This window comes from Gaiella occulta (assembly GCF_003351045.1).
GTDB lineage: Bacteria > Actinomycetota > Thermoleophilia > Gaiellales > Gaiellaceae > Gaiella > Gaiella occulta.
Window position 1 is genome coordinate 42203 of record NZ_QQZY01000007.1, and the last position, 12332, is coordinate 54534.

Annotated in this window: 16 protein-coding genes and 1 pseudogene; 11 read left to right on the forward strand and 6 right to left on the reverse strand. The window is 73.0% G+C overall.

Annotation, left to right across the window (positions count from 1 at the left end):
- Positions 1 to 55: 55 nt before the first annotated feature.
- Positions 56 to 328, forward strand: a pseudogene (locus Gocc_RS12895) (hypothetical protein); the annotation flags it as partial.
- Between the two features lie 69 nt (positions 329 to 397).
- Here the strand turns inward: Gocc_RS12895 and Gocc_RS12900 are convergent.
- From Gocc_RS12900 to Gocc_RS12915, 4 genes are all read right to left on the reverse strand, one after another.
- Positions 398 to 1021 carry an SCO family protein gene (locus Gocc_RS12900; protein WP_114796984.1) on the reverse strand — a complete coding sequence of 208 codons (624 nt, stop codon included), beginning with the start codon at positions 1019 to 1021 and terminating at the stop codon, positions 398 to 400.
- Entirely contained in the window at positions 1018 to 1227 is a 210-nt protein-coding gene (locus tag Gocc_RS12905) for a TlpA family protein disulfide reductase (protein ID WP_114796985.1), read from the reverse strand. Before Gocc_RS12905 ends, Gocc_RS12900 begins: the two co-directional genes overlap by 4 nt.
- Entirely contained in the window at positions 1228 to 2169 is a 942-nt protein-coding gene (locus Gocc_RS12910; protein WP_147281300.1) for a WD40/YVTN/BNR-like repeat-containing protein, read from the reverse strand.
- A gap of 79 nt (positions 2170 to 2248) precedes the next feature.
- Positions 2249 to 2533, reverse strand: a complete 285-nt coding sequence (locus tag Gocc_RS12915) for a hypothetical protein (protein WP_114796987.1) — start codon at positions 2531 to 2533, stop codon at positions 2249 to 2251.
- Positions 2534 to 2717: 184 nt separating this feature from the next.
- Between Gocc_RS12915 and Gocc_RS12920 the strand changes: the two genes are divergently transcribed.
- From Gocc_RS12920 to Gocc_RS12935, 4 genes are read left to right on the forward strand one after another with little or no spacing between them, the layout of a single operon-like run.
- The gene (locus Gocc_RS12920) at positions 2718 to 2975 is read left to right on the forward strand and encodes an SHOCT domain-containing protein (protein ID WP_220150615.1); all 258 of its coding nucleotides are present in this window, start codon (positions 2718 to 2720) and stop codon (positions 2973 to 2975) included.
- Between the two features lie 5 nt (positions 2976 to 2980).
- Positions 2981 to 3715: a hypothetical protein gene (locus tag Gocc_RS12925; protein ID WP_220150616.1), complete on the forward strand. Its 735-nt coding sequence runs from the start codon at positions 2981 to 2983 to the stop codon at positions 3713 to 3715.
- Entirely contained in the window at positions 3712 to 4446 is a 735-nt protein-coding gene (locus Gocc_RS12930; protein WP_114796988.1) for a response regulator transcription factor, read from the forward strand. The genes Gocc_RS12925 and Gocc_RS12930 overlap by 4 nt, the downstream gene beginning before the upstream one ends.
- Positions 4446 to 5552 (forward strand): sensor histidine kinase, encoded by a 1107-nt coding sequence (locus Gocc_RS12935; RefSeq protein ID WP_114796989.1) that lies wholly within the window; start codon positions 4446 to 4448, stop codon positions 5550 to 5552. The genes Gocc_RS12930 and Gocc_RS12935 overlap by 1 nt, the downstream gene beginning before the upstream one ends.
- Positions 5553 to 5706: 154 nt before the next feature.
- On the opposite strand, the gene Gocc_RS12940 is transcribed toward Gocc_RS12935, so the two are convergent.
- A complete protein-coding gene (locus Gocc_RS12940; RefSeq protein ID WP_181813666.1) occupies positions 5707 to 6678 on the reverse strand; it encodes a LysR family transcriptional regulator in 972 nt (323 codons plus the stop codon).
- 47 nt (positions 6679 to 6725) lie between these two features.
- Between Gocc_RS12940 and Gocc_RS12945 the strand changes: the two genes are divergently transcribed.
- The 5 genes from Gocc_RS12945 (at position 6726) to Gocc_RS12965 (ending at position 10656) form a co-directional block, all read left to right on the forward strand.
- Positions 6726 to 7481, forward strand: coding sequence for an MBL fold metallo-hydrolase (locus Gocc_RS12945; RefSeq protein WP_114796991.1), 756 nt, complete (start codon positions 6726 to 6728; stop codon positions 7479 to 7481).
- Complete coding sequence (locus tag Gocc_RS12950) at positions 7478 to 8722, forward strand: MFS transporter (protein WP_220150617.1); 1245 nt, start codon at positions 7478 to 7480, stop codon at positions 8720 to 8722. The genes Gocc_RS12945 and Gocc_RS12950 overlap by 4 nt, the downstream gene beginning before the upstream one ends.
- A 40-nt stretch (positions 8723 to 8762) precedes the next feature.
- Complete coding sequence (locus Gocc_RS12955) at positions 8763 to 9215, forward strand: rhodanese-like domain-containing protein (protein WP_114796992.1); 453 nt, start codon at positions 8763 to 8765, stop codon at positions 9213 to 9215.
- A gap of 119 nt (positions 9216 to 9334) precedes the next feature.
- Complete coding sequence (locus Gocc_RS12960) at positions 9335 to 10420, forward strand: multicopper oxidase family protein (RefSeq protein ID WP_114796993.1); 1086 nt, start codon at positions 9335 to 9337, stop codon at positions 10418 to 10420.
- 23 nt (positions 10421 to 10443) lie between these two features.
- Complete coding sequence (locus Gocc_RS12965) at positions 10444 to 10656, forward strand: hypothetical protein (RefSeq protein WP_114796994.1); 213 nt, start codon at positions 10444 to 10446, stop codon at positions 10654 to 10656.
- A gap of 6 nt (positions 10657 to 10662) precedes the next feature.
- Here Gocc_RS12965 and Gocc_RS16975 read toward each other — a convergent pair whose 3' ends face one another.
- On the reverse strand, positions 10663 to 10953 hold the full coding sequence (locus Gocc_RS16975; protein WP_114796995.1) for a M23 family metallopeptidase: 291 nt from the start codon (positions 10951 to 10953) through the stop codon (positions 10663 to 10665).
- An 83-nt stretch (positions 10954 to 11036) separates the two neighbouring features.
- Here Gocc_RS16975 and Gocc_RS12975 point away from each other — a divergent pair, with 83 nt between their 5' ends.
- Positions 11037 to 12275 (forward strand): C40 family peptidase, encoded by a 1239-nt coding sequence (locus Gocc_RS12975; protein WP_114796996.1) that lies wholly within the window; start codon positions 11037 to 11039, stop codon positions 12273 to 12275.
- Positions 12276 to 12332 lie beyond the last annotated feature (57 nt).

Below are 12332 nucleotides of genomic sequence, written 5' to 3' on the forward strand. Positions count from 1 at the left end.
CCGTGTAGGGACCAACCTCTCGGCGGCCGACTTCGGCGACCCGGCCGCCGGCTCGAGGCCGTTCGTCTCGAAGGGTTGCGCCGATCGTCATTCCTACGGCGGCCAGGGCGGCAAGGACGCGCCGCCGCTCGACTTCATGGCCGGCCATCTGTCCGCGCGCGACGTGGCGAACATGTCCGGGCGCATCTGGGACCACCTGCCGGCGATGCTCGTCTACTTCAAGAAGGAAGGACTGCCGGTACCGACCTTCCAGGACGACGAGATGGCGGACCTCATCGCCTTCCTGCACAGCGCGAACGGCGCGGCCCCGTCGGGCACGGGCTCGTGAGCGACGGCATGTGGTGCTGCCACCGCGGGCTTGCTCGGTAGACCGTTCTCCGGCGGTCGTCTGCCCGGCTCAGCGTCGCAGCGCGACGCGGATGTCGTGGGCGAGGTTGGTGGGGGTGAGGTCGGCGCCGGCGTGCTGGGTGGCGAGCCAGACGCCGTCGCGGCTGTAGATGCGGACGGGGGCGGAGTGGGTGTCGGCATCGCCCGACTCGAGCGTCGAGAGGATCTGGAAAGAGCGATAGAGCCTCCGCAGCGTGGGCGTCCGCCCGCTCAGGTAGTGCACCGTGCCGAGCGCCCGGTGGCGTTCGAGAAACGCGCGAACGGCGGTCGGGTCGTCGACGCGGGGATCGCTCGTGATGGCGACGAAGGCGACCTGACTTCGCTCTTCGGTTGTGAGCAGGGCCGCGGTGCTCGCGAGCTGTCCGGCGATGATCGGGCACGCCTCCTTGCAGCGGGTGTCGAGGAAGGTGAGGATGACGACCTTCCCGATCAGGCCGTTCGAGGAGACCACGGCGCCGTCAACGTCGTGGAGCGAGAAGGCGGGCATGCGAATGCGTGCGGGCGCCTCGCTGCCGCGGAACGGCCCCGCTCCGACGCCGACCGGCGCGCCCGAGGGGCCGCGGCCGGCAAGAGCGAGCGCGAGTACGCCCAGCAGGAGCGCGGAAGCGCCGATGGAGACGAGCGCGAGCCTCATGGGGCGGGCCCCGCGAGGAGCGCGGCGGTGCTCGCTTCGAGCTCGCGGCGCGAGAGGGCGCCGACGGCGTGCGCGACGACGCGTCCTCGTGCGTCGACGAAGTAGGTCTCGGGGACGCCGGTGAGGCCGTAGGCGCTGTAGCCGTTCGGGGTGCCGTCGCGGACGGACCGGCCCGCACCGAGGGTGAGCCTCGGCAGTGTTGTCACTCAGCTGCCCTCGCCGGCCACGACCTGCTCCCACGTCGCTCCGGCGTCGTCGCTGCGGTAGAGGGAGCGGTCGAAGCCGACCGCGTACGCCGTTCCCGGGCTGCTCTTCGACCAGGCGACCGGCCCGGCCCCCGCTGCCAGCCGGAGCGTCTGCCGCCAGCTGACGCCGCCGTCGGTCGAGAGCAGCACGCCGGGGCCGGTTGCGAGCACCCGCTTCCCGTCGGTGGGGTCGACGGCGAGGGCCATGATGCTCGCGCGGACGAGTCCCTTCCACGTCGCCCCCTCGTCGCTGCTCGCGACGAGTGCATTCGCGGTCATGTCGCCGGCGAGCAGGCGGCCGCCCGGGAGGATCGCAAGGGCCATGACACCGGGCCCGACCCGGCGCGAGACGCGCGTGAAGGTCGCGCCGCCGTCCGTCGAGCGGAACAGCCCCTCGCCCGCGATCGCCGCGAACAGGCGGGTGGGATCGCGCGGGTCGACCGCGAAGCCGTGCACGTCCAGGCTCGGCAGGCCGGCGGGCCGTATGTCCTGCCACGTTGCGCCGCCGTCGCGGCTGCGCGAGAGCACGTCGTGGCCCGCGGCCCAGACGGTGCCGGCTGCGGGCCGCGCCAGGCTCATCGCGTCGCTGCCGGCGAGGCTCGCCGCCTTCCACGTCCTGCCGCCGTCGACGGAGCGGAACAGCCCGTCGTGGGTGCCGAGGAGCAGCACGTTCGCGTCGGTGGGCGCGACGAGCAGGGAGTGGTAGTCGGGGGTGCGCGGGAGCCCTGCGCCGTTGACGGTCGTGTCGCCGCCGCTGCCGAGCACGTAGGCGAGGGCGGCCGCGGCGAGAACCGCGATGCCGGCGGCCGCAGCCGCGATCGACCGCCGCGGCCTGCCGGCCGTCTGCGCGCGGACGGCGACAGGAGCCCTTCCCGATCGTCTGCCAGAAGCAGGTCTTGCCATGTGTTCCATCTCCTCCGATCCGGTGGCGGACATGCGCGGGCACGGCGGAGAGCCGCCCGCGGCGAGCGTCGGCTGAGACTCAGAGGAGAAAGCGCTGCAGCACCGCGGGCGAGGCACGTCCGGTCGTCGCCGGGCGGCGGACGACCATCACGGCGACCGGAAGGAGCACGGCGGTGAGGAGCGCCCACAGCTCGATGAGCGGCGGCGGGAGCGCCGGAGCCCCGCCCAGCGATCGATCGGCAGCCTGCATCGGCTGGCCTGCCAGGCACGCGCACGCCAGTCCCACCACCATCGCGACCAGGATCAGGAGCAGCAGGAAGACCACCGGGGGCATCCGCTTCCGGAGCGCCAGCATCGTCGGCACCGAGAGAGCATAACCGGTCGTTGGCGCCGAGCTCTCCGCAGCCTCCCGTGCCCGGTCGGCGGAGGGAACCAGGGCTACCGCTTCGCTCTGCGGCTCGGGATCTTGATCGAATCTTGACTCGGGCTCCGCGTGCGCTTGACCGGCTCGGCCTACCTTCAGGGCACACAGACGAAGGAGGCACGAGATGATGAACGGATTCAACGACGGGATGAGCGCAGGCGGCTGGCTGTTGATGTCGGTGTTCTGGGTGGCACTGATCGCGGTCGTCGTCTGGGCGGTCGCGGCGCTGCTCCCGCGCAGCGGACGCCGGGACGACATCGGCGGACTGGCGGAGCGCCCGGAGGAGGTTCTCGACCGGCGGCTCGCGAGCGGCGAGATCGACATGGAAACGTACGACAAGCTGCGCGGCAAGCTTCGTGACGCCCGCGTGTCGAGGGGGTGACGGCGATGAGGACGAGGCTTCTGCCGGTACTGGCTCTTGTCGCGGCGCTCGGTGCTCTCGTGGCGAGCGCGAGCTTCGCGGTCTCCCGGGCGACCGACGGCGCGCCGGGCTTCGGGCCGATGCACCGCGGCGCCTACTCGATGATGGGCGCCGGCGGGAAGCAGACCTCCTGGTACGCGGGCGGGCAGGGGCCGGTGCGCGACATCGCCGCCGCCCGTGCGCAGGCACAGCGGTTCGCCGGCCGGATCGGACTCAGGACAGGCGAGGTGATGCAGTTCGCGAACCACTTCTACGTCCTGCTCGACGACAAGCAGGGCCGCGCCGCCACCGAGGTGCTCGTCGACCCGCGCAGCGGCGCCGTGACGCTCGAGTACGGTCCCGCGATGATGTGGAACACGCGCTACGGGATGATGGGCGGCACTGCCGGAGGCGGCATGATGGGCGGCGGCATGATGGGCGGATCCGGGATGATGGGGAGCGGCGGTGGGCCGAGCTGGGCTCCCGCGCCCGCTGATGTCGAAGGCCCGCTGTCTGCCGCGCAGGCCCAGCAGGTCGCCAACCGCTGGCTTGCCACCGAGCGGCCCGGCGCGACGGCGAGCCGGCCGGAGGCGTTGCCCGGATACTTCACGATCGACACGCGCAGAGACGGCAAGGTCGAGGGCATGCTCTCCGTCGACGAGCGCACGGGCGCCGTCTGGTACCACTGGTGGCACGGCCGCTTCGTGGCGATGGAGGAATGACCGCCGCCGGGGCCGGAAGCTCGACAGGCGGGCGCCGCAGCGGCGCCCGCCTGCGTGCGCTCGTCGTCGACGACGAGCGGCCTCTCGTCCAGATCCTCTCGACCTACCTCGAACGCGAGGGCTTCGAGGTGCTCGCCGCCTTCGACGGCGAGCAGGCCGTCGCGCTGGCCCGCGCGGAGAGGCCCGACCTGATCGTGCTCGACCTCATGCTGCCCGGCATCGACGGCATCGAGGCGTGCCGGCACATCCGCGGCTTCAGCGACGCGTACATCGTGATGCTGACCGCGAAGGCGGAGGAGGTCGACAAGATCATCGGGCTCTCGACCGGGGCCGACGACTACCTGACGAAGCCCTTCTCCCCCGGCGAGCTCATCGCCCGTGTGCGCGCCATGCTGCGCCGGCCGCGGAGCTCCGACCCGGGGCGCGACGCCGTCCGCCGCTTCGGCGCGCTCGAGCTCGATCCGGGCGCGCGCGAGGTGCGCGTCGACGGGCGTCCGGTCGAGCTGACGCGGCTCGAGTTCGACCTCCTCGACGCGCTCTCGTCCGAGCCGCGCCTCGTCTTCAGCCGCGCGCGGCTGCTCGAGCGCGTCTGGGGAGGGGAGTGGTTCGGCGACGACCACGTCGTCGACGTGCACATCGCGAACCTGCGCCGCAAGCTCGGCGACGACCCGGCGGCGCCGCGGTACGTGCGCACGATGCGCGGCGTCGGCTACCGCATGGGGCCCGGCTGATGCGGCTCGCGCTCCTGCGGCGGACGCTGACCGCGAAGCTCCTCGCCGGCCAGCTCGCGGTCATCGTCGCCGGCAGCGCCACGCTCGCCCTCGTCGCGTTCGCCGTCGGCCCGGGCATCTTCCATCGCCACGTCCGCAACGCGCTCGGCTACGTCCCGCCTGACGTGCTGCGGCACCTCGACTCGGCATTCGCAGACGCCCTCGTCCTCTCGCTCGCGCTCGGGATCGCCGCGGCGACCGCCACCGCCGCCGCGGTCGGCTGGCTGGTCTGGACGCGACTCGTGCGCCCGCTGCGCCGCCTCGCGGTCGCCGCGCGCAGGATCTCCCGCGGCGACTACGGGTCACGCGTCACGGTTGCGGGATCGGACGAGCTGGCCGTGCTCGGCCGGGCCTTCAACGAGATGGCCGCCTCGCTCGACTCCGCCGAGGAGCGCCGCCGCCGTCTCCTCTCGGATGTGGCGCACGAGCTGCGCACGCCGCTGGCGACGATCGACGCCTACCTCGAGGGGCTGGCCGACGGCGTCGTCGAGCCCGGCCCCGCGACATGGAAGCTGCTGCGGAGCGAGACCGGTCGCCTGGGGCGCCTGACCGAGGACGTCGCCAAGGTGTCGCGCGCCGAGGAGCGACAGCTCGACCTGCGCCTTCAGCGCGTGCAGGCGCGCGCGCTGCTCGAGACCGCCGCGCAAGCCGCCGCGCCCGCGTTCGCGGCGAAGGGGGTGAGGCTCGAGGTCGTGCCCGCGAGCGGCAGCCCCGAGATCGACGTCGACGTCGACCGCCTCGGGGAGGTGCTCGCCAACCTGCTCGAGAACGCGCTGCTGCACACGCCCTCCGGCGGCGTTGTCACGCTCGCCGCTCGCCGCGACGGCGACGACGCGCTGCTCTCCGTCGCCGACACCGGCGTCGGGCTCGCGGCCGAGGATCTGGAGCGGGTATTCGAGCGCTTCTACCGGATCGACCGCGCGCGCAGCCGCGACCGGGGCGGCAGCGGCATCGGGCTCGCGATCGCGCGCGCCCTCGTCGAGGCGCACGGCGGGGAGATCTGGGCCGAGAGCCCCGGGGTCGGCCACGGCGCCCGGTTCCTCTGCCGTATCCCTGCGGCGCCGTAGCCGGCTGTGGTATGCCGGCCGGTGGCGTGAGCGCCCCGCACCCCCATGCGCACGAAGGCCACGATGGCTCCGCCTGCGACGGCGCGCGCGATCACGCGCACGCCCGTACCCACGATCACGCCGGCGGCGGGCACGGGCCGCGCAGGCCCCGGGTCTAGCGGAGGCAGGCGGACGCATACGCGGTCGACTTGGCGCAGCAGCGGGTGAGCGTGTCGATGAACGCCCGCTCCCCCGGCGAGAGGGGCCTGCCGGCCAGGTGGGCGACGGAGAAGCGGCGGCGCAGCGGCGGTCGCCCCGCGAGGCGGAAGCGCTCGAGCTCGCCGCGCTCGACTTCCTCGGCGACGGCGTAACGGGAGAGGAAGGCGAACCCGAGCCCCGCCCTCGCGGCGCGCTTGACGGCCTCGCTCGATCCCATCTCCCAGACGCCGGCGGGGTCGACGCCTGCGGCGTCGAGCTCGCCGTCGGCGAGCGACTGCGTGCTCGAGCCGGCCTCGCGGGCGAGCAGCATCACGTCTGCGAGATCCTCCGGCGCGACCGCGCCGCGCCGCACGGGAAGCAGGCCGGGACTGGCCACGCCCACGATCTCGTCCTCGGCGAACGGCTCGAGCTCGATGCGCGAGCCTGCGCCCGTGCCGCCGACGAGCGCGAGCTTGACGCGGCCTGCGAGCAGGCGCTCGACGATCTCGCCGGTCGCTGCGATCTCGACGTGGATGCGGACGTTCGGGTAGTCGGCACGGAAGCACCCGAGCGTGTCGGGAAGCAGGTACACGCCGGGGACGGTCGACGCGCCGAGATGGATCGTGCCGGTCTGCAGCCCTGCCATCGCGGCCAGCTCCTCCTCGCCCGCGTCGAGCGCGGCGAGCGCCTGAGCCGCCCGGCTCGCCAGAGCGCGACCCGCGTCCGTGAGCCTGCTGCCGCGACCGCTTCGCTCGACGAGCCGCTGCCCGGCGGCGAGCTCGAGCAGGCGCAGATGCTCGCTGACGCTCGACTGGCCGATACCGATCGCGCGCGCCGCGGCGGACAGCGATCCCTGCCGCTCGAGCTCGACGAGGAGCCGCATCCGCGTCGCGTCCCAGAGCGCGCCGAGCGGCGTCCCCGTGCGTTCGTTTGCGTCGATGACAGTCATCGTGACATTCGCTGGCGTCGATAGCTTAGCCGCCGTACGGTGCGGACATGATCCTGCGTCCGTTCCTCTTCGAGGAGACATCGTGCGCGAGCGCCCTGTTCGGCTGCACGTCGCAGCACCGGCTCGCCGTCGTCGACCCGCACGTCGAGCTCGTCGACCGCTACGTCGAGGTCGCCGCGGCGATCGGCTCTCCGATCGTGGCCGTGTTCGAGACGCACGTGCAGGCCGATCACGTGTCCGGCCTGCCGCTGCTCGTGGAGCGAGTCGGCGCCACCGCGTACCTGCCGGCGCGGGCCGGAGTCGAGTTCGACCACGTGCCGGTCGAGGACGGTGACGTGATCGAGCTCGGCAACACGATCGTGACGGCGATCGCGACTCCCGGCCACGCACCGGCGCATCTGGCCTTCGCGGTCGCCGACCGCCGCCGTGGAACGGCCGACCCGTGGCTCGTGTTCAGCGGCGACTCGCTGCTCGTCGGCGACGTCGGCCGTCCCGACCTGCACGCCCAGGGCGATCCCGAGCCGCTCGCACGCGCGCTCTACGGCTCGCTGCAGAAGCTGCTGCGCCTTCCCGACGGGGTCGTCGTCTACCCGAGCCACTTCGGCGGCTCCGTCTGCGGACGAGGGCTCTCCGGCAACCCGTTCTCGTCCATCGGCTTCGAGCGCAGGCACAACGAGGCGCTCCAACATGCAGACGAGGACGCGTTCGTGCGCGCGCTGCTCGTCGACGTGCCGCCGCCGCCGGCGCGGCAGGCGGAGATCGTGGCTGCCAACCGCAGCGGGTGGGCGCACCAAGCGGCGTGACGGGCGTTCGCCTCGGGCTGCGCGCGAACGCCGGCCAGTTCGCGCTTCTCGTCGGGATCAACGCGCTCGTCGGAGCGATGGTCGGCCTCGAACGCACCGTCCTGCCGCTGGTCGGCGAGCAGGACTTCGGCCTCGGCTCGAAGACCGCGATCCTCACCTTCATCGTCGCCTTCGGTGCCGCCAAGGCGCTGACGAACCTGGCAGCGGGAACGCTCGCCGACCGCGTCGGGCGCAGGCGGCTGCTCGTGCTGGGCTGGCTGCTCGCCCTCCCCGTGCCGGTGCTCATCGGCCTGGCGCCGAGCTGGGGCCTCGTCGTCGTCGCCAATCTGTTCCTCGGCGCGTCCCAGGGCCTGGCCTGGTCGATGACGGTCGTGATGAAGATCGACCTCGTCGGCCCGAGGCGCCGCGGCCTCGCCCTCGGCTTCAACGAGTCGGCCGGCTACCTCGGCGTCGCCACGGCCGCCCTCGTCACCGGGCTGCTCGCCGCGTCGATCGCACCGCGCACCCTCGTGTGGGGCGGCGGTGCCGCCGTCGCGGCCGCGGGCCTGCTCGCCTCGATCCTGTTCGTGCGCGACACGCGCGCGCACGTTGCCGCGGAGCAGGCGGGCCACGGCGGCCGGGAGCGCAAGATCTCCCTGCGCGACGCGTTCCCGCTCGTCTCCTACCGCGACCCCGTGCTGCGCGCCTGCTCGCAGGCAGGGCTCGTCAACAACCTCAACGACGCGCTCGCCTGGGGCCTCGCGCCGCTCTACCTCGCGGCAGGCGGCGCCGGCGGGTCGCAGATCGGAGCCGTCGCCGCCGCCTACCCCGCGGTGTGGGGAGTCGGCCAGCTCGGTACCGGATGGCTCTCCGACCACACCGGGCGCAAGCCGCTGATCGCGCTCGGCATGCTCGTCCAGGGCGGAGCGCTCGCCCTGCTCGTCGCCGGCGGCGGCGCCTTCGCGCCCGCGCTCGCCGCCGCGGTTCTGCTCGGGGCCGGCACCGCGATGGTCTATCCGACGCTGATCGCCGCCGTGTCCGACGCGGTCGAGCCGCGTGACCGGGCGCAGGCGGTGGGCATCTACCGCTTCTGGCGCGACGCGGGCTTCGTCGCCGGCGGCCTCACCGCCGGGCTCGTCGCCGACCTCGCCGGCAGCGGCGGCGCGATCGCGCTCGTCGCGGGGCTGACCACCGGGAGCGGCGCGCTCGTCGCCGTCACGCGCTGGCACGCGCTGCCGTCAGCAGGAGCAGCCGGTGCCTGAGCACGTGGACAGGCCGCCGCAGATGTCACAGGATACGCCCATGGCTGTCAGTCCCGGCCGGCGCTCGCTCGCGGAGCTGTTCGCCGACGCGCACGCGCGCATCGAGCGGCTCGATCCCGTGCAGGCGCATCGCGCGACACGGTCCGGTGCGCTCCTGATCGACATCCGGTCGGACCTCGACCGCGAGCGCGACGGGGTCGTGCCCGGCGCGCTCCACATCCCGCGCACCGTGCTCGAGTGGCGCGTCGACCCCGACAGCCCGCGGCGCAACCCGCACGTCGGTGGGCTCGACCAGCAGCTCATCCTCCTCTGCGACCACGGTTACTCCTCCGTCTTCGCCGCCGTGACGCTCGTCGAGCTCGGCTTCGCGCGCGCCGGCGACGTGATCGGCGGCTACGCCGCCTGGCGCGACGCCGGGCTTCCCACCGCACCCGCCCGCCCGTGGCGCCGCGGCGCGGACGAGCCCGCCGGTCTGCGAGCGCCCGACGAGTAACCCCGCCGCCGGCTGCGCCGCGAGCACGCCCCGGCACCTCCGTCGGGCTCCTTCACGAGTCCTTCATTCGCGCTGCCTACTCTTGCCCGCAGCGTTCCCGACCCGGAGGTTGACGACCGATGACGTCCCGTTCCCCGTTCTGGCTTGCCGCCGTAGCCCTGTTCGTCGCCGCGGTGGCGCTGCCGCTCGCCATCGTCGCGACGATTCGCGCCGGCGACGGCTCCGGCGCGTCGAGCGCCGACAACTCGATGGGTGGGATGTCGATGGGCGGCGGCGGCTCGATGGCGGAGCACATGGCCCCGGCGTCGATGGACGGCGTACCCGACGCCGCCGCCGACACGGGCGGGACGCCGTTGGCGCACACGGTCGAGAACGGCGTCTGGGTGTTCAGACTCGAGGCCAAGGCGGTGCGCTGGAAGATCCTCTCCGACACGCGCGTGACGGCGTGGACGTACAACGGCCTCGTCCCCGGCCCGCAGATCCGCGTCCCGTACGGTCAGCGTGTCCGCATCGAGGTGAAGAACAGCCTTCCGGAGCCGACGACCGTGCACTGGCACGGGATCGACGTCCCGAACGCGATGGACGGGGTGCCCGACATCACGCAGAAGCCGATCGAGCCCGGCGCCACCTTCACCTACGCGTTCACCGCGAAGCCGGCCGGACGCGACTCGAAGGGCGGCACCTTCTTCTACCACTCCCACTTCGACGAGGACCGCCAGGTCGGGCTCGGCCTCTCCGGCGCGTTCGTGATCGACCCGCCGAGCGGGCCGCGCTACGACGTCGACAGGACGATCGCGATAAGCGAGTGGACGGTCGATCCCTCGACCGGTGCGACGCGGCCTGCGATGGAGATGGAGGGGATGTTCCCGAACTACTTCACGCTGAACGGGAAGAGCTTCCCCGCCACCGAGACGATCAGGGTGAAGCGCAACCAGCGCGTGCTCTTGCGGCTCGTCGGCGCCGGCCAGTTCGTGCACCCGATGCACCTGCACGGCACGGACTTCGAGGTCGTCGCCAAGGACGGTCGCCCGCTGGCCGCCCCGTACAATGCCGACGTGATCCAGGTCGCGGCCGGCGAGCGCTACGACATCGCCTTCACCGCGACCGAGCCGGGCAAATGGATCTTCCACTGCCATATCGGCCACCACCTGACCAACAACGGCGCGTCGCCGGGCGGGCTGATGCTCGTCGTCGACGTCAGCTGACCGAGAAGAGGAGAGAGCGAATCGTGTCGAAGCAGACCCTCGTCGTGATCGTCGGCGCCATCGTCCTGTTCGCCGTCGGGATCATCGGCGCACTCTCGTTCACCGGAGCAAGCACGTCGGGCGGCCACCAGATGCCGAACGGCCAGACGATGACCGGCGAGATGACCGGTCAGACCGGCGGCACCGGCACGATGCAGGCCGGCCAGACGATGCCCGGCATGGACATGACGCCGTAGCGGGGCTCAGCTCGCGAGCGCGCTCAGCGGGTCGACGACGGCTCCGCGGACACGCACCTCGAAGTGCACGTGCGGTCCGGTCGCGTCACCCGTCGCTCCGGCGAGCCCTATCTGCTGCCCGGCGGCGACGATCTGCCCGAGCTTCACGTCCACGCGTGAGAGGTGGGACGCGATCGCCCCAGCGCGTGCGGCGACGAGCCCGACTGCCAGCTTGGAAACCGCCTCTGGCAGGGAGATGCTGTATCGTCCCGCCCGACGATCAGGCTCCACCGGGCCGGCGGGCGTGGCATGGCGCATCTCGCGCCGCTACCGCCCCGGCTCTGACAGGCGAGCGCCCCAGGCGTTCAGCCATGTCCACGCAGTCGCAGGAGGAGGCTCAGATGGCGCACGTCCAACCGAGCGGGAAGTTCCGCACAGCGCATGTCGGATCGTGGGCATTCCTCGCCGCGGTGGCCCTCGCCGGCGTGCTCGCCGCGCTGCTCGGCGCCGCCGGCGCGAGCGCGAACCCGTCGATTCGGGAGAAGCGCGCACAGGCGCAGGCGATCCTGCAGCAGGTGCAGGAGCTCGACGGCGAGGTCGGCGCCGCCGCCGAGCGCTGGAACGGAGCGAACTACCGGCTCGGGCAGCTCAGCCGCGACCTGCGGTCGGCGCGTGCCGACCTCCTACGGGCGCAGGAGGGCGTGAAGGTCTCCCAGGCCCGCATCGGTGCCCGTCTGCGCGAGCTGTACGTCAACGGCGAACCTGCCTCGGCGGTGGAGGTGCTGCTCGGCGCGAAGAGCCTGACCGAGATCGTCGACGTGCTCGATGCCAAGAACCGGATCGCCTCGCAGGACAGTCGTATCGCGCGCGACCTGCGGAGCTATCGCGAACGGGTCGCGCTGCGCCGGCAGCAGCTGGCGAAGGCACGGGCGCAGCAGGCCGAGATCGTGCGCCGGCGAGCCGCCGAGAAGGCTGCGATCGAGTCGAAGCTCGCCGAGCGCAAGCGCCTCCTCGCGTCCGTCCAGGGCGAGGTGCGGCGCCTTCTTGCGCAGGAGCGCGTCCGCCAGGCGGAGCTCCGGCGCCAGGCGGAGATCCGGCTCGCACAGGAGCAGGCGGCTGCCGCCGCGGCCGCGCGCCAGGCTGCCGCCGCGCAGGCGCGTGCCAACGCCGAGGCGGGGGCGAACGAGGTCGCGCCCCAAGCGGCAGCCGACGCGGTGCCCCCTGGCGGCGCTGCGGCCGCCCCCGACGCGCAGATCCCGGCGCCCCCGCCCGCCGACGCCGGCAAGGGCGCCCAGGTCGTCGCGATCGCGATGCAGTACCTCGGCGTCAAGTACGTGTGGGGGGCGGCATCGCCCTCGGTCGGGTTCGACTGCTCGGGCCTCACCATGTACGTGTTCAACCAGGTCGGCGTCTCGCTGCCGCACTACGCGGCCGCCCAATACGCCATGGGCGTTCCCGTCTCGAAGGCCGATCTGCAGCCGGGCGACCTCGTCTTCTTTCGCGGCCTCGGGCACATGGGCATCTACATCGGTGGTGGGAACATGATCCACGCGCCGCACACCGGCGACGTCGTCAAGATCACGCCGCTCTCCGACCCCTACTACGTCGCCAACTGGGTCGGAGCGCGACGGGTGCTCTAGCACCCGCGACCGGCCCCCGTCGCCGCTCGCGCTGCCGCCGGCCTGCGCGGCAACGGC

Bases quoted from the DNA above. Each gene is read 5' to 3' on its own strand.
- Gocc_RS12900 (WP_114796984.1), bottom strand. From the start codon at position 1,021: ATGAGGCTCGCGCTCGTCTCCATCGGCGCTTCCGCGCTCCTGCTGGGC.
- Gocc_RS12910 (WP_147281300.1), bottom strand. From the start codon at position 2,169: ATGGCAAGACCTGCTTCTGGCAGACGATCGGGAAGGGCTCCTGTCGCC.
- Gocc_RS12920 (WP_220150615.1), top strand. From the start codon at position 2,718: ATGATGAACGGATTCAACGACGGGATGAGCGCAGGCGGCTGGCTGTTG.
- Gocc_RS12925 (WP_220150616.1), top strand. From the start codon at position 2,981: ATGAGGACGAGGCTTCTGCCGGTACTGGCTCTTGTCGCGGCGCTCGGT.
- Gocc_RS12930 (WP_114796988.1), top strand. From the start codon at position 3,712: ATGACCGCCGCCGGGGCCGGAAGCTCGACAGGCGGGCGCCGCAGCGGC.
- Gocc_RS12935 (WP_114796989.1), top strand. From the start codon at position 4,446: ATGCGGCTCGCGCTCCTGCGGCGGACGCTGACCGCGAAGCTCCTCGCC.
- Gocc_RS12940 (WP_181813666.1), bottom strand. From the start codon at position 6,678: ATGACTGTCATCGACGCAAACGAACGCACGGGGACGCCGCTCGGCGCG.
- Gocc_RS12945 (WP_114796991.1), top strand. From the start codon at position 6,726: ATGATCCTGCGTCCGTTCCTCTTCGAGGAGACATCGTGCGCGAGCGCC.
- Gocc_RS12955 (WP_114796992.1), top strand. From the start codon at position 8,763: ATGGCTGTCAGTCCCGGCCGGCGCTCGCTCGCGGAGCTGTTCGCCGAC.
- Gocc_RS12960 (WP_114796993.1), top strand. From the start codon at position 9,335: ATGACGTCCCGTTCCCCGTTCTGGCTTGCCGCCGTAGCCCTGTTCGTC.
- Gocc_RS16975 (WP_114796995.1), bottom strand. From the start codon at position 10,953: ATGCGCCATGCCACGCCCGCCGGCCCGGTGGAGCCTGATCGTCGGGCG.
- Gocc_RS12975 (WP_114796996.1), top strand. From the start codon at position 11,037: ATGGCGCACGTCCAACCGAGCGGGAAGTTCCGCACAGCGCATGTCGGA.